Origin of the sequence: Microbulbifer rhizosphaerae (assembly GCF_014191725.1) — a bacterium.
GTDB lineage: Bacteria > Pseudomonadota > Gammaproteobacteria > Pseudomonadales > Cellvibrionaceae > Microbulbifer > Microbulbifer rhizosphaerae.
In genome coordinates this window covers 1-26,531 of record NZ_JACHWZ010000024.1, presented here as the reverse complement: position 1 = coordinate 26,531, position 26,531 = coordinate 1, and the positions used below count along the sequence as shown (strand labels likewise).

The window sequence follows — 26,531 nt, the reverse complement described above, 5'->3', positions numbered from 1 at the left end:
AATGAATGGAGTATCAGTCGTGATCCGCGATGAGATAGTGATTGCGAATACTAAATTTCCTTCGGATTGTAAGCAGGTGTAGATGTAATAGTGGAGTGTAGACACTGGAGTTACGGATAGATGAACCATCTGCAAACCAAGAACGACAGCACGGTTGGCTCAGGAAATAAGTCAGCAATGCATGGTAACCGGGCATCAAGAACGGAAAGCGGAGCAAATTTGGTCAATCCGCTATGGCAAGGGTTGTCAACGGGAATGATCCAGCCTAACCCTGTAGAGGGTTTAGTGCAAAGGATGTGCACTAGCTGCGAAAATGAGCCGAAAAATCAACTGCCGGAAACAGTCGTTCAGCCGAAGCTGACCGTGGGTGCTGCGGATGATGAGTACGAACGTGAAGCTGATTCCGTTGCCGACACTGTGATGCGCATGCAGGCCGCATCTTTTCCTCAGGAGGAAGAGGAGAAACCTGTACAAACCAAGCTGCTGAGTACGTCGCCTGTGCAACGGCTATGCGCCGAATGCGAGCAAGATGACGAGATTGCTGTTCAGCGTAAATTCGAAAGTGGAGGAGGAGCTAACCAGCCCTCGACCAGCGTACAGCAAGCTGTTTCTTCTCCGGGCTCTGGTGCTCCATTGCCGGAAGCAGTCCGAGGTCAGGTTGAGCCGGTTCTGGGGGCGGATTTGTCCGATGTTCGTGTTCACTCCAGTAATGGATCAAGGCAGGCTGCCAAGGATATAAATGCCATGGCCTTTACTCATAAAAATAACATCCATCTAGGTGAAGGGCAAAGTAGTAGTAATGTTGGTTTAATGGCTCATGAGTTGACCCATGTGGTGCAACAGGGTGCAGTTCCATCGGCACCAGCCATACAGCGACGTATTGTCATGCGCACAATAACTCCGGAGGAAAGAAATTTTCCTTTGTTGGGTACCGTTCAAGTGGGAACCAGAGAGAATCTCCGGGCAGTGACAAATGAAGAGGTGGAGGAATATATAAATGATATCGGTACTGTACATCACGATTACGATGATATTATCAATGGAACTGGTGAAGAATTCGATTTTGTTTCCAGTAAATCTTACCGGCGTGAATTAATAGCTTCAATAATACGGAGTCTTCATAGGGTTAGGACAGACTTGTATTTTGATAGTTATCAGGAGGCTGTACAGGAGGTAAGAAAAAGAGCATTGATTAGCCTGTTTATGCGTGCCAGCCAAGGCAGAACCTACAGTTCCAGGCCAACAGGTTATCCGCGTTCCTGCGGTGATGACCCTGGACCGCGGGTTTCCCAAGCAGCTGAAGCATACTGGATCGTGCATCCATCTACTTCTGCAGATCATTATTGGTTTGAATTGTCAAATGATGGTAAGAGTCAAGCTTATGAAGCATTGCGTACGCTGATTTTTAACCATCAAAATAGTGCCTGTCTTCGTACATTAATGCATTGCGACTATATGGTTTCTGCTCAGCAGTTTTTCGTCATGGCCAATGCGATGGGTAGAACTGATTTTAATCGGGCAGTGTTTGAAGGTGATATAAACCTGGAAATACGCTGGAATAGCTATGAAAATATCGTTGCTGATAGCTCAACAAGCTCCGGTCAGTATCAGTCTCTACAGATGGTAGAGCTTAATTCTGAAGACGAGTTAATTATTGGTGATCATGTGATATTCTTTAATCACGATGCATTTGATGATATGAATCAAGTGTACGCCAATGTGCATGGAAATTTCTCCAATTGGAGGCTGGAGAACGCTATTATTTCTGATATGAGTTCTACCGGAGACTTCAGATTTCAAGGGCATGGCTATTTCAGACCAAAATTCAGGGCAGCGTTTGTCAATGCTATGGTTGGCAAGATGAATGACCTTGTCGATGCCGCCCGATCAGCTATATCGTCGGGTGATACCAATTCTCTTGGATTTTCCTACAATGATGGCAGCAGGTTTGAGGTCGTACGTTCGGATGGGCAAAACTGGAACATTCATTACCATGAGGGGCTTGGAGAGGATGCCAATCTCCCAGTACTTTCCATGCCATTGAGGCGATTTTCCGCAGCAGATTACCCGAATCCTTTTGCGGCTCCTGGAGAAACAAAAATTCGAGTGCGTCGGCCGATTGAATCGAGAAGAGAAAGTATAGATACTCCTCAGTCATCAGCACCTGGAACTACTTCGCCTCTACCTATGCCTGGTAGGATCCCGGTCCCATCGCCGCCATCACCTGTTCCAACTCCAGAAGCGCCAGTGCCAATACCAGCGCCAAATCCGGCAGCACCTGGTCCTTTGCCGGGGTCGGTTACAGGCTCACAACCTTCCGGATCGCAGCAGCAACAGATAGATTCACAGCAGACGGTACCTTCAACTAGAGCCGTGTCACCCTGTCCATTTATTTGCCCAAAACGACATTTTCTCGGTGAACGTACACCACATTATGGTAGAGGTGATGACTTCAATTATTATGACTTTCCGTCTCTTAGTACTTGGGAATGGGTTAAAGTTGCGCCTTTCAGGCTAATGCCAGATAGCTTGCTGGAATTTGGCATGAATAATGTGTTAGGGCTATTGGCTGGTTCTGATGGAAGAGCTATGGTTTCTCATTTCCGCGGAGGAACAGGAGCGACATGGACTCACGGGGTTGGCTCTAATCTGAATAGAGATGCCACTCATTGTACTTCGGTTAATAATGCAGTTAGAAATGTACAAACACAATTGGCTGCACAAATGAGGACCATGAGAGCGTTGCAAAAAATTGACTGTAGGGCTTTCAGTTTAAGTCCCGTACCTAGTTTCCACTTTGGTTTTGGCGATAGCGCAGCACTCAAGGCAATTATTGGTGGTACACAAGGCTTGGAGGTCTATCTCGATGCGATGAGAATAAAAGATCCCTCTACGTGCAGTTATGAACTTGACCTTCAGCTTGTCGTGCTTGATGATTTTGGGGTTGATACAAGTGATCTTTACTGGCCGGCGCTGATCAAGTTCTGGATCTTGCAGCATGAGCGTCGCGGTAATAGGCCTTTTATTAACAAGTTACTGATCAATCGAACGATTGTTGTATAAATATCTTGATACGGAATAGTTGCAAATTTTGAATAAGATATTCTAGTTATAATAAGAGGCCTTCTCGATACCTGATGTGCTAACTTGGATGCCTAGGCGCCAGATTGGGTCGGATGTACTGCTACGGATGACGAATACAGGTCCTGTCTGTGGCACGATTCATTTGCAAGTAAGCTTTGTCAAATGATTCTCATCTTAATTTTCAGGTGATAAGACCGTGGGAGTGGAAACCGGTACTCCCTTCGAATCAAAAAACGGAGAGGGCTGGCCCTGACCGCGCAATTTGGCTATAAGTATTTTGCGCAGGAAACGCAAGATGATACCCAGCGGAACTCCCGAATGATTGCGCTCGGGGGAGTATCCCCTTGGCAAACTTCGTCTGTACATGGCCAAGCACCGGGCCGAGATCGGTATCCCGGCTTTTGGCGTTGTCCATAAAGTTGTGAATCATACCGACAAAGGGCATACCGCCGGATACGGTGTTGCCAATCGGCGTTTTGCAGCAGTCGGTGTACCAGCGGTTCATGCCTTTGGGAGTCAGGCGCATACAGCGTAACTGCTCCTTACCCTTGCTTATTTCGATCCGGGATGGCGGCAACTGGAAAATATCCGTTCCACCATTCTGGTCCGCTATCTCTTTCTCCCGGCCCAGGTAGCGGGCGAAAGCCTGGCAATCATCGCAGTAACAGACGAGGCGGGTCCCCGTATTCGGTGAAATACCCACAACTTTGCCTTCAACTGCGCTACAGCTACACTTCAGTTTTATATTTACCATTTGTGTGTTTCATTCCCTGGATTTTTTCTGTGCCTCAATCAGTAGAATGATCGCGTATTGTTCAAATCAGGGCAAGGATAACCAGTCCAAACGTGGCTGTAGTAAATACAAAGGCTAACATGGCCAATAATCCATCTTGGGCTACCAGTGCCAGGCCGAAAGCGGTCAGTGTTAAACCTGCAGCGGTTGCGGAGAAGGGCACCACTTCCATAATCGGTAGCACCAGGGCGATAACAACACAGATTATCGCGATTACGTAGGTGCCTGTACGCCCTACCAATAATCTCAGGCGGGGATGCAGCCAGCGGTCAATAGCTCTTGTGGGGGATTGCAGCCAGTGCAACGCCTTGATTAGTCTGGCCTTGGAGATGGATCGATGCAGCATCCATCCCGGCATCCAGAAATGTTTACGCCCAAGGAGGAGCTGAACTGCAACCAGTAACACCAATAGAGCCATGGTCGTGGGAAGGCCGGGAATACCGCTGAGGGGCGAAAACAGGATAATACCCACCAGTAACAAAAGGGGGGCGAAAGAACGCTGCCCGACTGCCCTGACCACCATGTCCAGGGAGATCCGCTTGCGGTGCCGGGCAGTTTTGGCGATATGGTCGAGCAGTTGCTGCAGGCTGGTGAATTCGTAGGCCATATTGGCCCTCTAGCTAGATGGATTTGGGGAAGTTATGAACCTGTTACCAGACAGGGGCACTAGGGAGTTTAGTAGGCCTGATCAGTAAAATAGTTATCCCGGCGAACGCCGGGGGTCCCCTGCGGGCGCTCGTGCCAGTTTAATAGGATAACCGCCAATGCCGGCACGGTGTCACAGCCCGGTAGAGCCGCTTCACAGCCGCCCCGGGCATCTTACTTCTCCGTACGAATCGACAGCGCAGCCACCGGCCGTCTTGCGGCAGTTGGAGCAGTAGCAGCGATTGAGGGGGAAGGGGCCGGGACTCGACACTGAAGTGGACGGCTTGGCAGCGGCAGCGCCCTTCGAGTTTCATGGTGCATTCCGTGCTTCCAGAACTGTTTCCGCTCCTGCTACGGGCGGGTCACAATATCCGGCTTGGTGGAGTTGACGATATCCAGCAGCTCCCGGCTCTCCTGCGCCGGTACCTTATGCTTGGCAAGGACCTGCTTCAGCAGCGTGATCATCCGCTGCCATTCGTCCTCGGTGATATTCAGGTGGGCGTGAGCCTCTTTCATACTGCGCCCGGTGTACTTGCAGGGGCCGCCGGTGACCTGGCAGACCTGTGCGGTCACCTGGAATTTCAAGTAGGGAGCCGGCACCCGTTTGCGGGCCGCGTCTACCGCGGGATTGCGGTTGATCTCCGGATCTGTGACCAGTACGTCGATAAGGTCGCTCACCACCACGGAGATGGGCATGAGGCCCCCGAGCCGCTGGTACAGCGTGCGGGATTCGGATTCAGATGTGGATTGGGCGTTTGCCATCGCCGAGGTCAGCACGGTGACCAGGGCCAGGAAACCGGCAGCCAGGGAAAAACGGGCATTGTGGCACATCGACATGGTGTAACTCCCCACGCATAGGGATGGTTCCCGGCGGCGCAGGCCGGGGCTGCTGGCGCATATCTGCTCGAAGAAATTCGCGCCTATAGCAATAATAGCCTAGGGTGCCGGATATGCCTGTGTGGAATGACCTCTATTGCCCATCTGGGTCGGTCCATCCCGGTCAGTTCGCTGATAAGCCCGTCGGCCCTTGAAGAGGTGGTGACCCTCGGGGTTTATTCGGGAATACCCTGCCTGGGAAACTTCTGCGCAGGGTATTGCATTCCCTTCCCCTTTCCTTTACCCCGCAAAGTTATAGGTGATATTGGTAATATGCCCGCGCCAGTATGGTTTTGCGCCCTCCGGCAACAGCCAGGCTCCCTCGCTATTGAGCGGCACCCGCATGCCCTTGCGCTCTCGATAGTTCCAGAAATGCCCCTGCCAGGGTGTCGGGACAACCTGATTCCTCAGGGTACGGCCGCGGGCTTCTGCATGCACTGTCTCGATTACACCGGCGTCGTTGAAGCGGAACAGCAACGTCGGGGCTGCCGTGCCGTCGAACAGTGTGGCCTGCGCGGAACGCTCATCGACCGGCTCCCAGCGAACTCCCTGGCTCGGGAGCAAGGCGGTTGGATACCACGCCGCCTCGGCGAAGAAACGCATGAGTTCGCCTTCCGCGATTTCATGTGTGCCGCGCAGATCGGCTACGGTAAACAAGCCGAGCAAGGCGGCATGCAGGATACCTTCGCCGCCGATATAAGCGTCATACACGCGGGCCGGGAAGCCGGGGGTTATTGCAATCTTGCCATCCCAATGGAAACCCGGCCGCCGGGTGATCACCTGCTGGTCGGAAGAAAACGGTTTCCAGCGGTCCGCTGTTTCACCCATATTGAAGGTTCCCCGATGTCGCATAAGGACACCGCTGACCATCGGTTGGCCCTCCTTGAGTACCGTCCGGAAATAGCGCTGGACCGGTACCGGCAGTCCCTTGAGTTCGCGAAAATCGACGATTGCCGGGGCGACCGGCAGGGCGCCTGCTTCGAGACGGGCACGCAGTTTCCGGGTACTCGCTTCCCAGCGGGAAGTGCCATATACGACGGCCGCCCCCAGTGAGCCGATCGCGATGATTACAAGGATGACAGTAAGATCCATGAACTAATCCCCGGGATAGCGGGGTTATATTGAACTTTTTTGATTGCATCCGCCACCGGTTGGCTTCGGCGGGGCTCAGAAGATATTTCGCTGATCTTCGCTTCTCCTGCAGTATCTTGCTTGGAAGCAGCTGCGGACGCTCCCCTCCCTGTGGTGATGGGGCCGGGGCGGTTTAATTTCCCTCTGGCGGCGCCTCGAAACGCACCGCATCTATCTGCGGGAATTGCTTCAGGTTCAGAGCGACCAGTGGATGCACCATCGCTATTGCCACGGAGACTCCCGCCCAGCCATCGACATCCATACCGAACTGGATATAGGCGGTGCTGCCCTGGAGCTGGAATTGAACAACCTCGGTTGCACCGGGGCGGTTCTCCAGTACCGTGGCGGCAGTCTTGTGCGCCAGTGCGCGGGCGCGCTCTTCCACACTGCCCTGGAGATCCAGGGGCTTGCGTACCATGGGAATGCCTGGAAAAGGGTCTGCACCGCCGGTCTGGGCAAAGTCGGTCATCTGTTGGCGATAGGCATCCATATTGGTCGGCAAAATCCACTGCACTTGGCTGGACTGGGCTGTTGGCTCAAAGGCATACGAGTTCTGTTTGGGCCCCGGTGTGCTTACGCGGGAGCTGCCGTCGTTGCGGTGGCAGGCCCCTGCTGCCAGTATCAATGCCACCAGCAGCAGGTATGTTGCGAATTCTCGAAGCAGAGTGGCGATGGACATAATTGGAATACTTGAGATTTTCGGGAAAAGATTAGGTACAGAATAGGCGAATTCTGGCCACATCGACGGCGGGAGACGCCGACGTCCGGAAATCCTGACTTTATTCGGAGGAGAGCTGCTCGGGGCGACATTTGCGGCGGCAAGCTTGTTTACTCGGAATGCAAGAACGGCTGCGTAGCAATAGCTTTCCCTCTCAATGCTTCGAGAAGAGCCCCACGTGTAATTGCCTGCTGCGCCTCCCGGGTAATCGTCGCCTCGCCGTCGAAAAGCTGATGCCCATAGTGCCCGAACTGAGAGTGGTTTCCTCCCCGTATCCGGACCCAGTTGGTCTCTTTTGGCAAAAGCGCCCTGGAAGCCATGACTCGATCAACCGGAGCAATACCATCATTAGTGGCGTAAATTTTTGTAAAAGGAGCACCAATTCCCGACAGGTCATCCTCTTTCGGGTGTGTGGTGCCAATCAAAACGAATGCGGTATGCAACCCTTCAGTTGTGTGGGCAACGCGTGCCGCCAATGCCCCGCCCAGAGAATGGCCGGCTATCACCCAATGGGTAATTTCCGGATGACCGGAAACCACTTTCCTCACTCTGGCCACAGCCTGACCCTTGTGGGAATCCAGCGGAGCGAAGCGGTAGGGCAATTTGATAGTGAATACCGGATAACCCAAATCGGCAATTGGACGCAAAAGAGGGGCGTAAGCCTCCGGGTGAATACCGGATCCGCAAATGAATACCAGTGCCGACGCGGCACGCCGCTTCCGGGGCAGGAAGTCCAATGTGGTTGTCCGGTGCAGGACTGTCAAGTCATTGCTGCTGCGGAGCAATTCATCGGCAACATTCTGGGTTCGCACGGAATTCGCGAGCCACGAGAGCGAGACCATCGACCACAGCAGAAAGGCCAACTGAATTCCCCGGTGTATTGTCTGCGCTCTGGACTTCTTCTTTAAAGAAGTGGGTGCCATGGAGGCTCCTTCTCCAGCCTGGAGGTTGGCATTCCCTTACTTTGCGTTCCACTCGTAAACCGAAACAATTGAAGACTTTGAGGTATGCACCGGATCACTGAATGCCAGGGCCTCGGCTTCCTCCAGGTTCTCGGCTTTGATCAGGTAGGCGCCACCGGACTGGTCTGTGAAGGGGCCGGCGAGCTCCAGTTTCCCCTGCTCCCTGAGGTTGTCCAGGAAGGCGCGGTGTTCGTCGATCACCAATGGGTCGAATTGCGGGGTGCGGAAGGCCGTGACAAGGTACCGAGACATTTATTTTCCTCTATTGTGGTGTAAGGCATCGGTTGAGCCCGCGCCAGGAAGCGCTATTTGAGGGCTCACTTTACCATGATCCAGGGTATTCGGCGCGCGGGTGTGACAACCGTTTACAAACTATGGGTTGGATGTGGAACCGGTTATGCGCTATAGGGGTGGGTCCGATTACCATCTACTCCATGTGCACAAGCTCTGCCCGATGTATAATTCACCGCAAGTCAAGAATCAACTTGGCCGCGGAGCGTGACACACCCAAACGCCGTGCATTCAAGCCGGAGTAGATTGGATAGGTTGCCTCTATTGGAGTCTGTGATGAACAACGGAGTTCATACTGGTAGTGACTCCGTCACGTCAGGATTCCTTATCGAACCCAGATGATAAGGCTTTCTACCGCTCTTGTTTCCGGAGCGGTGCGATGTCCGGATGGGCCAAAACTAAAGAACAAAGAACCATAAATGAGGAATTCTGTTATGCTCCCCCCTAATATCGATCAATATATTCGCACCCTTGCCCAGCCCAACAATATACAGACAACCTGTAGCCCGCCGCAGGAATTTCAGGCTTATGCCACCAACTTTCAGCGCGATTCCCAGGCGGGATTCGGTTACAGTCGCTCCAAAGACGGCCTGACCCGTATCGACCAGCTGGTAGCTACAGCCAGCCGGATAAACACTCTGGATTATATGCGTATCGCTTTTGTGTCCGAACAGCTTTTGAGGGCGCTCTATACCTGGACCACCGGCTTTAATCCGTCGGCGCCAAACCAACAGCTCGATTTAAGCGGCATTAACCGTCGCCGTAATGCCGTGCTGGCTTTGATGGGAGGTGCCTATTGCTGGTACAAGCAAAGCTGGGAAGCGGCCGGGTCTGAATCCCTGGCTATCAATCACATCAACAATCGGGGCGATATTCCTTTTGCTATGTACAATTACCGCTTTAGTCGCAACGGCTTTAATCTGCATCAGGCGCCTAACCGCCTGTACCGTGGCGACACGCGCCCTCCTGCCATGCTCTGGCAGGCTGGCGGATTTTATCCCAAGATGATGGGCACCAACCGCTTCGATCCTCATTTGGGCACGGGAGCCTCTAACCAGGTGATCTCCAGCACTACAGACGCCAACCTTGTTACCCGTTTTGCTTGGCACAACAGGGTATATTGCCCAAAACGTTATTACTATATTTACGATGCGGCCAATCGCCCTATATCCGGTTTTATTTATGAATTCGATAAAAGCGGTCATCAGTGTGTGGAAGTTGCCGGTACCACTCCGGGTCGGGAAGTGGCCTTTTTAGCCATTCCGAATCAATTTATCCGCCGTTTCCGCATGCGTTATTATGCCGGCTCACAAAACAATATACAGGTATCAGACTGGATGTACTACAACCAGGCCTCTGTACAAAATATTCGTATCGAGAGCGATGAGAAGCGCTGGAAGCAGCTTAAAAACCAGTTTCATAGCAATAGAGTTTCATAAAAAAGCCGTCATTTGGCGGCTCGTGTGAAAAGAATTTAAAAGTCAAATCCCATCTATTCGATGCGGGATCCTATGCAGTGCGATGGACTCATATCTCGAGTATTGTCCCCGTCGGCCACTTGAGCTGGCCGGGGAGCTTCCTGTGGAATAATCCCAACTTATTGACGTGGAGAATCGTTATTTTTGTAGGATGAGAGAGTCACTGGAGCCGGCAGGTCTGGAAAGTCGTATCCGGATTTGTTTCTCTATCTCGATGATGGCAAACAGCGCCGCGCCTATGCCAACGATAATCACTCCATCCAGAATGGGTACGGATTCCGTGATGAAGATTCGCTGCAGGGGAGGGAGGTAGGTAATGGCGAACTGCCCGGCGGTGACGACGATCACCGCCATCCATACAACCCTGGTGCCGTGCACCGCCTTCCATGTCAACGACGTTCCGTACATATTGCGGATAAAGAAAAGATGAAATATTTCCATCACCACCAGCGTATTCATCGCCATGGTGCGGGCCAACTCCAGAGAATACTGCTGATCAATCGCATAGGTATAAATCCCGAACACACCGCAGAGGAACAGTATGCCCACCAGTGCGATATGCCACACCAGCACGCCTGTGAGCAGTGGTTGGCCGCGCTGGCGAGGAGGGCGGTGCATGGTGTTTTCCTCAGTGGGCTCGAAAGCGAGCGCAATACCGAGAGTGATTGCGGTAATCAGGTTCACCCATAAAATCTGGATTGGCGTAATCGGCAGGACCATGCCGAGCATCAGTGCCACGATGATCGTCGAGGCTTCCCCCGCGTTGGTCGGCAGCGTCCAACTGATCACCTTCTTGATATTGTCGTAAACTGTTCGGCCCTCGCGTACGGCGGCGACAATAGAGGCGAAGTTGTCATCCGCCAGTACCAGCTCGGAAGCTTCCTTGGCAGCTTCGCTGCCTTTCAGGCCCATCGCAATACCGACATCGGCGCGTTTGAGTGCGGGGGCATCGTTAACGCCGTCGCCGGTCATCGCCACGGTGATACCGTGTGCCTGCAGGGCCGTCACCAAACGCAGTTTGTGCTCCGGGCTGGTACGGGCAAAGATGTCGACGTCCAGCACCTCCATTCCCAGTGCCGTGTCATCGAGGTTGTCGATGTCTGCTCCGGTCAGCGCCTTCTCAGGCCTTTGCAAACCTATCTGCAGCCCGATGGCTTTGGCAGTGGCCACATGGTCACCGGTAATCATCTTTACCCGGATGCCAGCTCCGTGACATTCCGCCACCGCGGCAATCGCCTCCTGCCGGGGCGGGTCGATCAACCCGACCAGGCCGAGAAAGATCAGCGTACCCTCCACATCGGATTGCTCCAGCACGGTATGTTCGGGTACAACCGGTTTGGTGGCCAGGGCCAGCACGCGCTGGCCCTGCGCCGCAATATTGTCGGCCTGCTTCCGCCAATAGGTTTCCTCCAGGGGGGCGGTACCGCCTTCTTCGGTGCGGTGCTCTTTGCACATCGACAGAATTTGTTCCGGTGCACCTTTGACTGCGATAAGGGCATGATTTTCATGGTTGTGGTTCAGGGTGGCCATGAATTTGTGCCTGGAATCAAAGGGAATGATATCGGTACGTGTCCATTGGCTGCGTGCTTCGGGCCCGTCCGTCCCGGCCTTTGCAGACAACGCCAGCAGGGCACCTTCCATGGGATCGCCTTCGACGGTCCAGGTGTCTTCACGCTTTTTGAGTTCGGCGTCATTACACAGCGCCGCTACGCGGGCCAGCTCGGTCAAAGGCTGGTGGTCGGGAGGAGAAACTGGGCTGCCTTCCAGCTTTATAGTGCCCAGCGGTTCATAACCCTCGCCCTCAACGGTATATCGGTGACCCTGCATGACCACCGAAGCAACGCTCATCTCGTTGCGCGTGAGGGTCCCGGTCTTGTCCGTGCAGATTACCGAAACCGACCCCAGGGTTTCGATGGCTGGCAGGCGGCGGACAATGGCGTTGCGCTGCGCCATGGCCTGCACTCCGACCGCCAACGTGATGGTCAGCACCGCCGGCAGGCCCTCCGGTATGGCGGCCACCGACAGGCCCACCACCGCCATAAAAAGCTCGGAAAATTCGTGATGCTGTACAAACAGCCCAAAGGCAAAAATCAGCGCGGCAATCGCCAGGATAAAAAGGGCGAGCCACTTGGCGAAAGTTCCCATCTGCTCTACCAGAGGGGTGGTCAAGGTCTCGACCCCGGCGAGCAAGTCGCTGATGCGCCCGATTTCCGTCGCCGCACCGGTGGCCACCACCACGCCCGCACCCTGGCCGCTGGTAATAGTCGTACCGCTATAGGCCAGACAGGAGCGGTCTCCCAGAGGGGCTTCAGCGTCGACCGGATCTGTCTGCTTTTCCACGGCAACAGATTCACCGGTGAGGATCGCTTCCTGAACCTGTAGACCGTGGGCTTTCAGGAGGCGAAGATCGGCGGGCACCTTGTCGCCGGCCTCAAGCAACACGACATCGCCGGGCACCAGCTTTTCGCCCTCAATGGTATGCCTCTGATTGCCGCGCAGCACCGCTGCCCGCGGCGCCAGCATAAGTCGGATGGCATCCATCGCCTTTTCCGCTTTGCCTTCCTGGGCAAAACCGATAACCGCATTGACGAAGACCACCGCGAGGATCACTGCGGTATCCACCCAGTGATCAAGCAGGCTGGTGATAAGCGCTGCACCCAGCAGCACGTAGATCAGAATATTGTTGAAATGCACCACAAAGCGCAGCAGCACCCCGCGCCTGGGTAGCGCCGGCAACCGATTGAGGCCGTGGGTGTCGAGCCGCGCCAGCGCTTCATTCTCGCTGAGCCCCTGTGTTGTCGTTTCCATTTCAGAGAGCACCTGTTGCTGCGACAACTCATGCCAATTGTGTTCGCTTTCCATCTGAACCTCGGATCAACTTGATCGGTTTTTATACCTTGTATCATCGGTTGGCAATAACTACGAGGGGGTAGATGCAGAGTTACTTCCCGAATCGCTACAGTGACGGTCGGTGATAATTTTCCCTGGCTGGCTCCATGCTGATTCGACGCTTGATCTCGCCTGCGAGCATAGACGATTCGAGCCGTATAGAAAGGGCTGGTAGCGTTAAAAGCTGGAAATACTTTCCCAAAGGTACCGGAGCATCTGTTTTCCTCTGACTGGCTGTCGGCGAGAGGCCGCGGTTCAGCCCGCGTTCGGAGGGGTTGTTAGAGCATTCACTTTACCATGATGAGGAGCGGCGTTACGATTGACATATCTCAGCAAACACGCCATTGACCAGCCGGCTCAAATCCTCCGGGTTCAATTCTATCTCCAGCCCCCTGCGGCCGGCACTGACATAGATAGTGGGGTGACTCCTGGCTGAGCTATCGATAATGGTCCTGAGGCGCTTTTTCTGGCCGAGAGGGCTGACACCGCCCAGAACATACCCGGTCGAGCGTTCCACATCGGCTTTGTCTGCCATAGCGGCCTTCTTTGCGCCAGCGGCTTTCGCGACAAGTTTCATGCTCAGCATCGAGGAAACAGGAATAACACCCACCGCCAGCTCTCTTCCGTCAAGGCTTACAACCAGTGTCTTGAAAACTCTTTCTTCAGCAACGCTCAGCTTCTCGGCGGCCTCCAGGCCATAGGATTCACTGGATGGATCATGAGGATATTCATGTACCCTGTAATTGATCTTACTTTTCTTGGCGGCAAGAATTCCTGGAGTCATTTTTTCTGCCCTTCTGGCGTACATCCCTATATCGCCAGAAATAATGCATGATGCAGGTGCTTTTATTGCGCGTGACTAGCGCTAGATTTTTCTGTTTTTTCTATTTTACTGGCAAAGTCACTAACCCCTTGAGCGGTCCTTTCGACCTTTTGGATTGTGCCGTCGTCATTAAAATAGAGATATTCCGCAGCAACGTGCCGCTGCTTCTTTTTACAGCTTGACTCAGGGGTGTCTAACCAGCGGTGATAAAACAAAATCCACTGCCCTTTAAATTCAACAATCGAGTGATGATTATTACTATTGGCTTCTTCCTCCATAATAGCGCCCTGATATTTCCAGGGGCCTTTTGGTGATTTCGCCATGTAGTAAGTCAGGGTTCTGTTTTTTTCCGGCATGGTGAAATAGTAAATGCCATTTCGTTTAAATACCCACGGGCCTTCCATCTTGGGCTCATAACCGCCCATATCCATTTTATAAAAGTCGCCCTTTACGCTGAGTAGATCATCCGCCATTTCCGCGACATAATAATCGCTGTTGGTGCCGTGAAAATACAAATAAGCCTTGCCGTCGTCATCGATGAAAAGACTGGGATCGTTCGCATAGGGGTCTTTCCACAGTGGCCCGCCAATCGCATCCTTGAAAGGCCCTGTTGGCGAATCGCTTACCGCAACGCCAATCCCCATCCACTTTGTGCTGTTTTTCGGGTTCTTCCGGTCCTTCATACCTGTCCCGGCAGGGAACACCAGGTAGTATTTGCCATTCTTATAGGCTGCATCCGGTGCCCAGGCGTAATTATCTGCCCAGGAGAGTTGGTCCACCGACAAGCTGGGGCCATGATTTGTCCAGTTGACGAGATCGTCAGATGAAAAGGTATACCAGTCCTTCATGTAGAAATCTTCCTGGCACTCTTCATCATGAGAGGTGTATAGGTACATTCTACCATCGGCCCAGACATGACCCGATGGATCGGCTGTTCGTATATTACTGCCAAAATCGAGTGGATTTTGTGCAAAGCACATCGAAGAACCTAATAAGAAGGGGAGTAATACAGATTTAAAAAGAAACCGATTCATTATTGTTTTTCCAGGATTGATGCTACTGACAGGATAATTCATAAGGATACTCATGGTTGTATAGCTGATCTCTTTCTTTGGTATCCGGAAGTCCTGGGTTGTTTCCATTGCAAAATTTGGCTTATTGTCTGCTTATATGCTTTGTTTTATCGTGATATTGCCATAAAACATTGATTATCTTCCACTCACCATTGTCGTTTTTAAAGAGGTGCATGTAATCGACCCAGTCGTCTGCGGTCAACTTGACCGAGGCAACCCTGCCATCGATATCCAGTATTTCAATCTCCTTGCGAGGCTTCTCGGGGAAGCTGTCTCCGTTCTTATTGTAGGTTTCCGCAACCTTGACCATAGTGTCGTAATCGGTCTCCATTACAAACTCATGCTGATCCTGCCGTTTCCAGTAGGTTCTTTTGGCAAGCTGCTTGTGAATGGCAGTCTCCATTCTGTCCGGAGAGACATTGTGCTGGGATTCGATGTAATCCAGCGCGGCCTGCCTGATTGCCGCCATATCATCCGATTCGCCGGCAAACAGGGCTGTAGGCAACAGTAGAACGGAAATAAGAGGGAGCGCCTTATACATGGGACATATTCCTCGACATTGTCATCCCGGCGAACACCGAAATCTATTTATCTGAACTCTTTACCTGAGTTCCGACGTTTTCGCCATTTTGAAGCATTGTGAAGAACTTCTCAAATCGCTTCTGCTGTGTTTCCGGCTTATTGTCGTCTGGGGGCGATAGGCAAGGTATAGACATTCTGCCCACTCTGCGTCTTGAAGAATGCCTTCGCACCGGAGTGCTTCTCCAAGGCCGTCAAGAAGTCACCGGGAACCGTCATCTCGCTCCCCGGGGTGTAGGTGGCCTCCCAGCGGTCATCTGACCGGGCTGCGCGCACCTGCTCCATGCCCGGCTTCTGCATCCTTCCTTCCGCAATAAGCCGCTCCGCATGTGCGGTTAAGTTTTGACCAGTTGCCGCCCCTACAGCGCGGGGTGAAGCGCTGGAGATAAGCTTCACCATCCAATGACTGTTTGACCCCATAGATCCAGCCCAACCACCGCCCGGGCCTTAACTTGGCGCCATTCTGTTCTTGAAGATCCGACGACACTTCTGGCTCAGCGTTACGGTTAACTTTAACCAAGTTTCGAATGTGTGTATTCGGATCATATCGGGTTAAGGCATATAGGCCTTTTATTCGCTAGGAAGCCTCTGAACATCGTCATTCTGGCGAAGGCTGAAATCCAGGGGATGTTGATTTCTTTGGTTCCGCCCGTCGCCGGAGTGACGAAATGGACTTGTTCAGAGGTTCTCTAGCATTGATAGGACTGTTTTCCAGAGACATTATATCCTATCGCCTGGAGATAATTTTATTGTGTGTAATTATCCTGTCCTATTTGTTGATAAAACCCAGTTGAATCATAAGTAACACAGAATCCTATATTCCATTGAACGCCGTCCCACCAACAAACCCCCGACGTATTTATATCATTCTCCTTCGGGTCATACTGCTTTGCAGATAGTGTCAATTGATAGTCGCTCAGCTTGTTTTTATTTGGATTGGGGTCATGGGCAAACACCGTATTTGGTGAATTCGTGTTTAAAATTCCAATGGAGCACCCGCCCAATTGCTCCGTGAAAATAAAATAGGGAGCGCGATTTGCTACTATATTACAGGCTGTAAAGCTTCCTGAGGAGTTAATTGGAATCCAGTTGCCATAAATAGAGTTTGTAAACATTCCGGCATCTTTATCTCTTCGTTCCATGGTGGTTAAAAGACAACACTGGCGGCCAAATATGTTTCGATTATCCCTGCGAAGGTCGAAGGTTTGAAGGCCTGAAGAAAACCGCCATGAACCTTTATCGATACTCGGCATAAGAATTATATATTGATCTAAAAATTTCTGGGGATTTCGTAGAAATTTTCTATTCAAACCATGCATGTTGTCTCTCCAAGAAATTATTTGGTTTTATTGATTACTGCTAGCCGGGATTCTCCCTACGGAAGGGTGAGCCTGGTCGTTCATGGGGTGGGGTCCTTTCCTTATAGTTGTTTTTCTGCCGGACACTCTAGCGAAGTTAGCTCCGGTCCGCTACAGTGACGGAAAGTCCGCCCTGGCTTATCGGAGGAAGCTATCTATAGGTGTATTGCTTTTCCAGATCAGCCCCGATCACGCCCACCGCCAGTAGCATTCCTCCGTGGCCCACTCGGGTACTTTTTCGCGGTGCTTCAAGCCCCTGATCAGGCTGCCGCCGTCGTAGGGCCGGTTAGCGATCACGGCGATACCTCTTTCCCTCGCCAGCGGCAGCAGCCGGTTTTCCGCTTCGCGGTGCGTGATGTTGTAGGTGAGCTGGGCGAAGTCGATATCCTCGGAAGCCATCACCTTCTCGAACTCGCGGTGCCGGCGGCCGTGCGAGGTGGTAATGCCGATGTAGTTGATTTTCCCCTCGGCCTTCAACTCCCGGAGCGTCGCCAGGTGTTCGCGCCAATCGGTCAGGTTGTGTACCTGTACCAGGTCGAAGCGTTGTACGCCCCAGCGCTCGGCCAGCTCAGCTACCTGCTCCCGCGCTGAACCGCCGGCCGGGCTCCAGACCTTCTCGGCTGAAAACAGGCTGGCGGGGATTCCGAGACGCTTCAGGGCATAGCCCATCACGTCGGGCGCGGAACCCTACATGGGAGAGGAATCGATCAGGCCACCGCCGTGCTGGAAAAACGCCCGTAGCACCTCGGTGCGCGCGTCAGGCAACTGCGGGTCGCTGCCGACGTTGAAAGTGCGCCAAGTGCCCATGCCGATTACCGGCAGCCTCTGTTCCGTTCCAGGGAGCGGCTTTTTATGCCGCTCTGCAGGGCCGGCGAGCAGCGGGCCGGGCGGAAGTGCGGCAGCGGCGACTGCGGCGCCGATAAGCTGGAGGGTTTGTCTGCGGGTGAGGCGATTTTTCATAGCGGGCGCGCTTTCAGGGTTTCGGGCCGGCTCAGGGCAGTGATCAGAACCAGGACAAAGCATGTCAGCACGAACACCTTGTTGACAAACCAGTTGGTGCGCCAGATGGACCATTCGGGGTCAGAGAGGAAGCGGGCGAATAGCGTGCTGATGATGATGATCTCGACGACCGACATGCCGATCGCGAGTGCGCGCGTATACCGCGGGCGCGCCAGCAGTGCCCAGCCCATCCAGACATGTGCCAGCGGCCACAGATCCCAGTAGATATGGCTGGTCCAGGGTTCCCCGTTGGCCAGCGCAAAGCCGATCGGAAACAGGTATTTGATAAAGACCGTCCAGGCCGCCAGGGTAAACAACAGATGTGCGAGAAAGGTGATCCAGGCGTTCGAGGCCTGTTCCGTCGCGGGTCGCATGGAGGAGGATCGCATCGAGAGTGTTCTGTTGTTTATGCAGGTTGAACTGTTTGATTAGTGTCATTGAATCCCGGCCCAAGCGACAGTCGGGCGTTTGAGCCCGAAGTGCACCGCATTGCTGCTAGCCACGATTCTCACTGTAGGGCTGCACCTGCGCCCATACCTTGCCCAGTCCCACCACCTTGACCTTTTCCACTTTTAATCTTGTATCGGGAGAAGCCTCGGCAATCTGGTTGCCGAAGTCGTAGCGCAGCCCTTTCAGCTTGGGCGACTGGTCCATCAGTGGGCGCGGCCTGTCCGACATCACGGTGATCACATCCCCCTGCTGTGGCAGGCCGTTTCCATTGAAATACCTGATGCCCCAATTCCCGAACATTGTTTTGTGGCCGAGATAGATCCAGCCGCTCGGCTGTTCCACCGTCCCAGTGACCGGCACTACTACCGCTTCGATTTCTCCATCGGCATCTGCAGTGCCGCTCCGCTCCGCCAGTCTGGGCAAATCGATAGGATTTTCCGGCAGTTCGCGCGCGATTTCGTTGTCGTCCTGCGGATTTGTCGGAATATCGGATTGGGCTGAGAGCTGGTTGAGAGGGGCTGTACCGTCCGTGGCGGCATATTCCTCTACCAGCTTCTGTTCTGCACTCGGATTACCCAGGTACAGAACCAGAGCAAACATGGCGGCGGCACCGGCGGCCTGAATCCCCGGCAGCTTCACGTGAATGGCTCCGGGAATGGCCGCGCCCACCAGGCCCGCCCCCAGCGCCATAAACAGGGACAGGGGCAGCTGTGCTGCGGCGAATTGCTCGGGAAACCTGCCGATAAACACCAGCGGCACCGAGCACATGGCGATGCCGACGAACAGCAACAGGTAGGGATTGATTTGTTTAACGGGAGGATGAATCTGATCGTTCATGGGGCGGGCTCCTTTCCAGATTGTTGTTTTTCTGCCGGACACTCTAGCGAACTTGGGGCCGCTCCGCCACGGAAACGGCGAACCCAGCCCCGGCTTATCGGAGGGAGCTGCCTATCGCCGCACTATTGAAGTATCTGTCCGCTTCCTTTCAGCACAAATCCGGATATGGCCGGCCAAGCCGATGGTACGGTCGTACATGGAGCCGTGGCTTCAGGACCCCACTGTTAGTGTGCCTTTTTCATCAACACGTCCACTCGCTCTTTGCTCCCACTCGAAGCGCAAGGGGCACCGACAGTCCAGTTCACATCGGGCGATTGGGAGGTTGATATAGATGACTTGTGGTACCCGATCCTGCTCGCTAAGGCTCAAGATCGAGGGCGGCCTGGTCGCTCCCGTCCATATAGAAGGGCACCGAGGTGTGTTCGTGAATGATGCGCCATCGCCCATCTGCTTTGCAAAAACAGGTGGTGGAGCGGAACCAAAGGTCCTGTTCTGCACCACCCTGGAGACCGCGCATTCTATTCAGCGCCGTTGCGAACGCTAGATCGCCATCGATGGTGAGCTCGAGGTCGCGTATATCAATACGGATGGGCCCATCCCAGGTCGCGAGCCACTCCGAAACACTGTGGCGTTCCATACCGCGATGCCCCAGCGGGGGTGCGAGATCGTAAATCACCGCATTCGGAGCATAGAGCGCGACAATGGCGCCTGCATCCCGGTCCGCATGAGCCTTGGCAAGACGCTGGAATATTGCCTCGATTTCGGTTCTGTCTGCGGTCAGGCTCATGGCAATTGCCTTTTCTTGAATAGGGAGTAGGAGCTTATAGTCAGACGACATACAAAAATCGACAGGCGCGGGGAAAAACTCCTTAGGGCGCCTCTGAACAAGTCCAATTCGTCACTCCGGCGAAGGCCGGAGTCCAGAGAAAATCACCGTGCCCTGGATTCCGGCCTTCGCCGGAATGACGATAACCGCACTCTTTTTGTTCCGTATTTAGATATTAAATCAGCGACAAGGTCTATCTTAAGCGTGAAGCCTCGAACAGACATATCAGTCCAACATGGCCATGCGTCGCAGTATTTTCTTCCGCAAACCGGGAACACGCAGCGCCAGGTTGGCGCCGGATAGTGCCAAGCGTATAAAACGGCCCTGCTTGGCCAGAAGAATACGGGTCATGATATCCGTCACACGGTTCACACCCTGGGCAATCTGAGCCCTCCGGCTATCGCCGTACGCCTGCAACGTCTCCTCCGGGTCGGATCGCAACGCTTGTTCAATGGCGGGCGCCAGACGCGACGCATCCTGAATACCGGCGTTCATACCCTGACCACCCACCGGACTATTCAGGTGAGCCGCGTCGCCGGCCAACACAACACGGCCGCGACTGAACACAGAGCTGATGCGACGGTGGAGCCGAAATTCGCTACGCCAGACTGGCTCCCACTTCGAATGATGAAACAGGTTCTCCACCGCCTCTTCGACTCGCCGCTCCAGCGGGATCGAGTCACCTTTGGCAAATGGCAGGATCAGTCGCCAGGTATCCTCCTCGATTCGAATGCCGACAGCGATTCCCGGCGTTGTGGTCAGGCGGGGAGAATGTAAAGCTATACTGTCACTGATTCGAACGTCCGCCAGCGCCGCCTGCATGGCATAGGTCAAGCCCTCCTGGTGTGCCCCTATGGCGTGGCGCACAAAACTGTGGGCCCCGTCACAACCGACCAGTATGTCCCCTGATACCACCGACTCGCCCGCCGGGGCAGTAAAATGCACATCAACGCATCCGTCCCGCTGACTGAGTTCGGTGACCTCGGACGAAAAACGGATGTTGGCGGCGGGGTGTTGTTCCAACGCCTCCAGCAATAGCGACTCGGTGCGGGCCTGGGGAATTATCAGCAACCAGGGAAAACGGGTTTGATCCGACAGGGTCTCCAGGGGCGCCCGAAACAGGCAAGTATCGCGGTCCACGTCATAGATCTCCAGAGAGGGCTTCAGGATACCCATCTCTGTGAACCGATCCATCACGCCCAGATCTGCCAGGATTTCCTGAGTTCTGGGCCAGATGGCCGGTGCGCGGGAATGCTCCGCCGTGCCCGCCTCCTTTTCCAGTACCAGTACCCTGTAGTCTTTCAGGGCCAGCATCAGGGCCAGACTGAGCCCCACCGGGCCGGCACCTACGATGATAACCTGATAGCGTTCGCTCACTGAGCTCATTCTCTCTCCGTTATTGAGTTGGCTTACATCGACAAACGCTCCTATGTGGTCTCGCGCGTACGGTGGTAGGGAGGGGCGGATCCGCCCTTATCTGATTAAATGTAGTTACCTTGCTACTGGAGTGGGAACACCCAAAAACCAAAAAAGTAACTATCGTAAAAATTGGTAATTTGATCACTTTTCGTAACAAATAACGTCCGGCTTTTGGGTGGACTTGGATCTGGGGAGCAGCGGAAAGGCCATCCCGACCTTGGAAGGGTGACAACAGCCATCTGTTACGTGTGACCGGCACTCTGCTAGTACCCATAAGCGTACAAAACTATAGCAACAATAAAAGATATTGTTGCCAAGCCAAATGTATAAATAAGTACCTTTCGAGGAATTACCGTTGAGCCGTTTCCAAATGTAACGCTCGGCAGGCCAAATATTTTTCCATATTTGTACCTGGAATCTGCCCTGCCAAATATTTGGTAAAAAATTATGACTCCAAATAGTACAGCGGATCCAGCCCAGGCGAAATATTCTGAAACGGCCATAAGCTATTTTTTATCCTTTGTTTGCCAATAACGAAACCGCTAGGCGCATGGCGATGAGTTTAGAGGTAGGCACACTTCATGCTCATTTTATGCGAAAATGTGAGCGTAGCTGAGTGGCCTGTCCCCTAGAACAAATGGTTGGAGTTCACAGCAGCCATCAAACCACCGGGTAAACTATGGCAACCCGCACAACTTAGCAAGTTAGACGGCCACTGGATGCCCGCTCTTCGCTCCGCCTACTTTAGGGCCATATTATGATGCCGCCGGCTCGCGGACAAATTTCATTCTCAGCTATTCATATTTCACATTTGAAATAGCCCCGACCAAATGGCCAGGGCTATTTCAATAGTCAAAGCGATCAACCTCACAGGTCGATCCTATTCGCTTGGTCAGAACTGCATAAAGAAATCCCAAGCCTCTGCGGGAATCCAGGATTCAGCCGCGCCGGGCTCCCGATGGTCGTGAATGTGACCTCCGTCGAAGGTGCAGACTTTCACGGGATAACCCTCATCACAGCCTTCCATATTAACGCATAAATGCTGGGAGGGACTTCCTGGAACCCAGGTTTCAATGTCGTTTGGCACGTTACATCCGTTATCGCGCGCTTTCTCCAAAGCGATGTACTTCGCACCGCGTTCGCCGCCGGCATCCCAAGGAGTAATGGAGTCGGCCATGCCGGTTGTCTGCATCCAGGCGATGGGTTCAGTGCGTTTTGGGTTGGGCAACCAAATATTGAAGTTCGCGGGAGACATCCCGAAACCTGCGCGGATTACGTCCTGGTGATTGGTGGACAGTGAATAAGAGATCATTCCCCCGAAGCTCATGCCCGAGACGAATACCCGCGTGGTATCGACACACAGGCTATTTTTTATAAAATTAGTGATGTCATCAAATAAAGGATGATCGCGTTGATCCCACCGATCGATGGCTGTCGGCGCGATCCAAATCGCCGGGACATTATCCCTGAGCGCCTGGGTCCTTAAGCCAAACCAGTTTAAGAAGTCAGTATTATAGACATGTTCGCCAACCCCACCTAAACCGTGCGAAACGTAAAACAAGCGGTAAGGTTCATTAGGATCGTAATTAGAGGGAAGGGTGACAAAGTATTCGCGCTCTATACCACTGCTAATAATGGTGTTCCTACCGTTCGTAAGCGATAGGGGGTTGCCGCAACCCGCGCTCTTTTCCGGGGGGTTCTTCACACCGCCGGAGCCGGAACAATCACCGACGCTGACGGCGCTGCCAGTTACGGTCAAGCTATCGATATTGCCCAGTCCCTCAGCAGTGGTAGCCTGCAGACGAATTGTGTGGCTGCCTTGGTCCAGCCACAATTCGACCGTTTCGCTGTTACTCCAGGCTGTCCATTCACCTGTGGTGGCCTGAGTTAGTCCGGTGTATTGAAGCTCACCATCAATAAGCACATCAGCAGCACGTCCATTCGCACCACCATTAGCATAGCGCCATTGCAAAATGTAGCTGCCGGCCTGACCAATCTCGACTTTCCAGGTGATCCCCGTACCGGTGTTGTTGTCAGTGTTAGCAAAACCGTTACCGTTGAAGCCGGAGTGATTTGTGTCGACGCTACCATCCACGTCACAAAAGCCACCTTCCTCTTCAAACGTCACACTTGTTGGGTTGGGGTTGTTGCCCCCAACAAGATCAAGTGCCCACAGCTGGGTGTCGCCACCCCACCATTCCCACTGCGTAATGTTTGCGCCATCAGAGGTATCCCAATCCAACAGGTCGAGACTTTTGCCACTGTGTTTATTGATAAAACTAAAATAGCCATCGCCCTGATCAGTTATAGTCCACGTTTGTGATTCACCCCCCCAGTATTCCCACTGGGTCACATTGCCACCATCTGCGGTGCTGAAGTCGTACACCTCCATGGCCTTCCCACTATTCACGTTAACGACGGAATAGTCATCGCCCCCTACATTAGAAATTTTCCACTGCTGGGTGGCGCCTCCATTTGCAGACCATTGACTAACGTTTGCCCCATCGGCGGTATCGGCGGAACCCACCTCTACCAACTTTTCACTGTGTTTGGAGGCGATGGTATAGATCCCATCATCAATGGCCCAACTTAGTTGAGCACATGAAAGTAAAACTATCAGCGACCCCAGCCGCCAGATTATATTTCTAATCATAATATGCTTCTCTCTTTTGTCAGGGGTTAGACAACACACGCCCGAAGCGGACAGAACCCGTTGGTGAATGTTTTTATTTAGTACAACCGTACAAAGAAACTAGATTTCACTAAGAAAGACAGATAATATATAATATAATATAATATGACCATACCGTAATCAGCCCAGACAAGATTTCCAAACTACGCACGAGTTCTAGAACTTGGAAAAATTTCGATAATGCGCGTAAATCATTAAAATCCGGCAAGCTTTGAGCAAGGCAGCACATGAAAAACTCATCATGCTATGCAGTATCTCGATTCACACCAATTGCAGATTAGGTTTCTTGTGCCATTCATGTGGAAATTAATGACATAAGCGCCAACCGGGAGATAACCCCCTCCGATCTTCTGATTTTTTGTGCACAGTCAACTCGGGGCCATAACGATCATCCTGGTATCCATTTCTGCGCTTGGCGCTTAGTGCCCAGTATTGCTTACCGAAAAACAGCCGTCGGTGGTCGGGTGCATATCAAGTTCGACAACACCGGCATCGGTGGCGAAAGTGGCGCGCGTGAGTGGAAGGGTGTTTTCAATGTAGTCATGCGTTGACGAATCGGTTCAATCGGAAGTACAGGTATCGTTCGTCAGGCCTTCTCAATGGTGCGTTTGATGAATGCCGCAGTGGAAGAGTAGTTTCGGTTCAGCAGGTCGTGCTGTTAGGTGCCAGGAGGCGTTAAGCAACTAACGCTCGCAGCAGACGCGCGTTTTTCAGCGCCGGGCTGCCTGCGTTTGTAATGTGATAAGTGATAGCACCTCATTCTTGTGGCTTTCGCCAGCAAGGACGAAAACAGCTTCACCGGTCTTTTGGAAGCCATTAGCGTAGTAGAACTGAAGTGCTCGCTCATTTTTATGCCAACATCTAAGCCATAGATCTAGATGCCTGCCTTTAAGGTGAGTCAACGTACTTCGACCCAAACCGTCCTTTTGAAAATGAGGAAGTATATAGAAGTTGGGTTATATTTTACCCAGAAAATCGCGCTCCTACGTGAATTCTGGACCTGTTTTGTGTGGCGAAAAGCATTTCAGAGCACTTTCGCAAGAAAAATTTGCCACTTCAAGAAGTTCTCGAGTTTTTCTACAGCCTGAACGCCCGTAACAGAAGCTAATTAAAGCCGGCAGGCTTTAATTAGTTCTTTTGCTTGCACTTGTGTACGCCCGGCATGGGCAATAACTGATGGGATGAAAGTCCCCTGTAGGAGGACCACCGTTTTGTACGATCCATGGTCGGTATTGAACGTGAACTATTAGCGAATGGCAAGGGCTAACCCGCGAGGGGCGGTCTGGAGGAAGCCGGACGAAAAACTGCGAGCTGACGGATAGAAACACCATAGAAGGCAGAGTCCGGGGGCGAGCTAGCACAAGATAGCGAAGCCCAAGTTACAGGTGAACGATCAAAAGAGTCGGGTTTGTCCAGTAAGCCAGTGCAAGTTCCTTGGCTTTACCTTCTGGGGGAAATACCTGCGCTGGCACCCCAAAGCGCTGGCTAAGTTCAAGCATGAAGTCCGGCGACTGACAGGACGCAGTTGGGGTGTATCCATGGAGACCAAGATACGGGAGCTATCGATCTATCTGCGCGGATGGATCAACTACTTCGGCATCGCCAATCAGTACCAACAGTGTGTCGACCTCGACCATTGGATCAGGCGGCGTATTCACATGTGCTACTGGAAGCAGTGGCGCAAACCGCGAACCAAAATACGCAACCTGCTCCACCTGGGTGTACCACTGAAGCTAGCGATTAGCTGTGGTATGACCAGCAAGGGGTACTGGTACAGCGCTCGGACAGAAGGAATTCACCGAGGATTGAATGACGCATACCTTGCAGCGCAAGGGCTGCTTTCATTGAGGACCCGGTGGGTGGAGATTCACTATGGTAAATGAATCGCCCAGTGCGGACCCGCACGCTGGGTGATGTGGGGGCCGGAGGCTAAACACCTTCGGCTACCCGATTATACGTTTCACCAGATATCATGATAAACCCAAACACCCTTGTATACTTTTCTTTGCATATTTTTTGGTACGTGTGCAATTGGAAATTCATCTATTTCACCGACAATGTAGCCCCAATGTTTCACCAAAGCGCTGCCATAAAATACCGATATGTAGTTTTCTCCCTCTTCAATTCTGGGAGGAATACTACTTAATGAAAGGGCTTTAGCATGCTTTTCACGAAGTTCCTCTACGACAGCGCTGTGCTCCTCGTAATTGATCCATTCAAGATCTTTAGATCTGGCTTCTTTCGCGAAGCTAAACAACTCCTCTCTCGTGACTTCCGTTATTATTCGTTTTTTCATACCGTCTACATAGGCAGGAAATGGCAATTGATATAGCAATGCTGCAAACAGAAAGAATACGCCGACAAAAACCATGTTGTATCGAGATTGCTTTCTGCGCACAACTTGTACAGATACAATAATTGAGCTTACAAGAAATACTATAAATGACAGAAGGCCCAAAGGTAGTACTCCCATTGGAACTGACCAATATTTATCGAAGTTCAGACCTTCAAAATAGGGTCCTCAGCGGAATCTGTGGGTCTAAATCCCGCTCAATAGGGGCTCCGCCCCTAGCCGCGGGCGGCTTACCCCGCCCTCGCCGGGAGGCAA

General features: G+C 52.8%; 24 protein-coding genes. 3 read left to right on the top strand and 21 right to left on the bottom strand.

Annotated elements, in window-relative coordinates; genetic code table 11:
- Positions 1-120: 120 nt before the first annotated feature.
- Positions 121-3,063, top strand: a complete 2,943-nt coding sequence (locus FHS09_RS19385) for an eCIS core domain-containing protein (RefSeq protein WP_183463010.1) — start codon at positions 121-123, stop codon at positions 3,061-3,063.
- A 247-nt stretch (positions 3,064-3,310) separates the two neighbouring features.
- Here the strand turns inward: FHS09_RS19385 and FHS09_RS19380 are convergent, their stop codons facing one another.
- The 7 genes from FHS09_RS19380 to FHS09_RS19350 form a co-directional block, all read right to left on the bottom strand.
- A complete protein-coding gene (locus FHS09_RS19380) occupies positions 3,311-3,838 on the bottom strand; it encodes a DUF6151 family protein (protein WP_183463008.1) in 528 nt (175 codons plus the stop codon).
- Positions 3,839-3,899: 61 nt separating this feature from the next.
- Complete coding sequence (locus tag FHS09_RS19375; RefSeq protein ID WP_183463006.1) at positions 3,900-4,484, bottom strand: exopolysaccharide biosynthesis protein; 585 nt, start codon at positions 4,482-4,484, stop codon at positions 3,900-3,902.
- A 389-nt stretch (positions 4,485-4,873) separates the two neighbouring features.
- Positions 4,874-5,359, bottom strand: a complete 486-nt coding sequence (locus FHS09_RS19370; protein WP_221192142.1) for a group I truncated hemoglobin — start codon at positions 5,357-5,359, stop codon at positions 4,874-4,876.
- A gap of 279 nt (positions 5,360-5,638) precedes the next feature.
- Positions 5,639-6,490, bottom strand: a complete 852-nt coding sequence (locus FHS09_RS19365; protein WP_183463004.1) for a DUF6920 family protein — start codon at positions 6,488-6,490, stop codon at positions 5,639-5,641.
- Between the two features lie 172 nt (positions 6,491-6,662).
- Entirely contained in the window at positions 6,663-7,208 is a 546-nt protein-coding gene (locus tag FHS09_RS19360) for a hypothetical protein (protein WP_183463002.1), read from the bottom strand.
- Between the two features lie 149 nt (positions 7,209-7,357).
- Positions 7,358-8,170: an alpha/beta hydrolase gene (locus FHS09_RS19355; protein WP_183463000.1), complete on the bottom strand. Its 813-nt coding sequence runs from the start codon at positions 8,168-8,170 to the stop codon at positions 7,358-7,360.
- Between the two features lie 36 nt (positions 8,171-8,206).
- A complete protein-coding gene (locus FHS09_RS19350) occupies positions 8,207-8,461 on the bottom strand; it encodes a YciI family protein (protein ID WP_183462998.1) in 255 nt (84 codons plus the stop codon).
- A 473-nt stretch (positions 8,462-8,934) separates the two neighbouring features.
- On the opposite strand from FHS09_RS19350, the gene FHS09_RS19345 reads away from it, so the two are divergent.
- Complete coding sequence (locus FHS09_RS19345) at positions 8,935-9,939, top strand: hypothetical protein (protein ID WP_183462996.1); 1,005 nt, start codon at positions 8,935-8,937, stop codon at positions 9,937-9,939.
- 177 nt (positions 9,940-10,116) lie between these two features.
- Here FHS09_RS19345 and FHS09_RS19340 read toward each other — a convergent pair whose 3' ends face one another.
- From FHS09_RS19340 to FHS09_RS22610, 13 genes are all read right to left on the bottom strand, one after another.
- Positions 10,117-12,840 (bottom strand): cation-transporting P-type ATPase, encoded by a 2,724-nt coding sequence (locus tag FHS09_RS19340; RefSeq protein WP_183462994.1) that lies wholly within the window; start codon positions 12,838-12,840, stop codon positions 10,117-10,119.
- A gap of 340 nt (positions 12,841-13,180) precedes the next feature.
- Positions 13,181-13,651: a Cys-tRNA(Pro) deacylase gene (ybaK, locus tag FHS09_RS19335; protein WP_183462991.1), complete on the bottom strand. Its 471-nt coding sequence runs from the start codon at positions 13,649-13,651 to the stop codon at positions 13,181-13,183.
- Positions 13,652-13,713: 62 nt separating this feature from the next.
- On the bottom strand, positions 13,714-14,766 hold the full coding sequence (locus FHS09_RS19330; protein WP_246395148.1) for a family 43 glycosylhydrolase: 1,053 nt from the start codon (positions 14,764-14,766) through the stop codon (positions 13,714-13,716).
- Positions 14,767-14,845: 79 nt separating this feature from the next.
- Complete coding sequence (locus FHS09_RS19325) at positions 14,846-15,304, bottom strand: nuclear transport factor 2 family protein (RefSeq protein WP_183462989.1); 459 nt, start codon at positions 15,302-15,304, stop codon at positions 14,846-14,848.
- Between the two features lie 137 nt (positions 15,305-15,441).
- Positions 15,442-15,642, bottom strand: coding sequence for a YdeI/OmpD-associated family protein (locus FHS09_RS19320; protein ID WP_183462987.1), 201 nt, complete (start codon positions 15,640-15,642; stop codon positions 15,442-15,444).
- A 446-nt stretch (positions 15,643-16,088) separates the two neighbouring features.
- Positions 16,089-16,661, bottom strand: coding sequence for a hypothetical protein (locus FHS09_RS19315; RefSeq protein ID WP_183462986.1), 573 nt, complete (start codon positions 16,659-16,661; stop codon positions 16,089-16,091).
- A 228-nt stretch (positions 16,662-16,889) separates the two neighbouring features.
- Entirely contained in the window at positions 16,890-17,369 is a 480-nt protein-coding gene (locus FHS09_RS22620; protein ID WP_246395151.1) for an aldo/keto reductase, read from the bottom strand.
- Positions 17,370-17,387: 18 nt separating this feature from the next.
- Positions 17,388-17,660: a hypothetical protein gene (locus FHS09_RS22615; protein WP_221192140.1), complete on the bottom strand. Its 273-nt coding sequence runs from the start codon at positions 17,658-17,660 to the stop codon at positions 17,388-17,390.
- On the bottom strand, positions 17,657-18,088 hold the full coding sequence (locus FHS09_RS19305; RefSeq protein WP_221192139.1) for a hypothetical protein: 432 nt from the start codon (positions 18,086-18,088) through the stop codon (positions 17,657-17,659). The genes FHS09_RS22615 and FHS09_RS19305 overlap by 4 nt, the downstream gene beginning before the upstream one ends.
- A 106-nt stretch (positions 18,089-18,194) precedes the next feature.
- Positions 18,195-18,986 (bottom strand): hypothetical protein, encoded by a 792-nt coding sequence (locus tag FHS09_RS19300; RefSeq protein WP_183462983.1) that lies wholly within the window; start codon positions 18,984-18,986, stop codon positions 18,195-18,197.
- Between the two features lie 358 nt (positions 18,987-19,344).
- On the bottom strand, positions 19,345-19,773 hold the full coding sequence (locus FHS09_RS19295; RefSeq protein WP_183462981.1) for a YybH family protein: 429 nt from the start codon (positions 19,771-19,773) through the stop codon (positions 19,345-19,347).
- A 264-nt stretch (positions 19,774-20,037) separates the two neighbouring features.
- Positions 20,038-21,198: an FAD-dependent oxidoreductase gene (locus tag FHS09_RS19290; protein WP_183462979.1), complete on the bottom strand. Its 1,161-nt coding sequence runs from the start codon at positions 21,196-21,198 to the stop codon at positions 20,038-20,040.
- A 925-nt stretch (positions 21,199-22,123) separates the two neighbouring features.
- A complete protein-coding gene (locus FHS09_RS22610) occupies positions 22,124-23,884 on the bottom strand; it encodes an RICIN domain-containing protein (protein ID WP_221192138.1) in 1,761 nt (586 codons plus the stop codon).
- A gap of 1,424 nt (positions 23,885-25,308) precedes the next feature.
- Between FHS09_RS22610 and FHS09_RS19275 the strand changes: the two genes are divergently transcribed.
- Complete coding sequence (locus FHS09_RS19275; protein ID WP_221192137.1) at positions 25,309-25,806, top strand: group II intron maturase-specific domain-containing protein; 498 nt, start codon at positions 25,309-25,311, stop codon at positions 25,804-25,806.
- A 77-nt stretch (positions 25,807-25,883) separates the two neighbouring features.
- Here FHS09_RS19275 and FHS09_RS19270 read toward each other — a convergent pair whose 3' ends face one another.
- The gene (locus tag FHS09_RS19270; protein ID WP_183462977.1) at positions 25,884-26,321 is read right to left on the bottom strand and encodes a hypothetical protein; all 438 of its coding nucleotides are present in this window, start codon (positions 26,319-26,321) and stop codon (positions 25,884-25,886) included.
- Positions 26,322-26,531 lie beyond the last annotated feature (210 nt).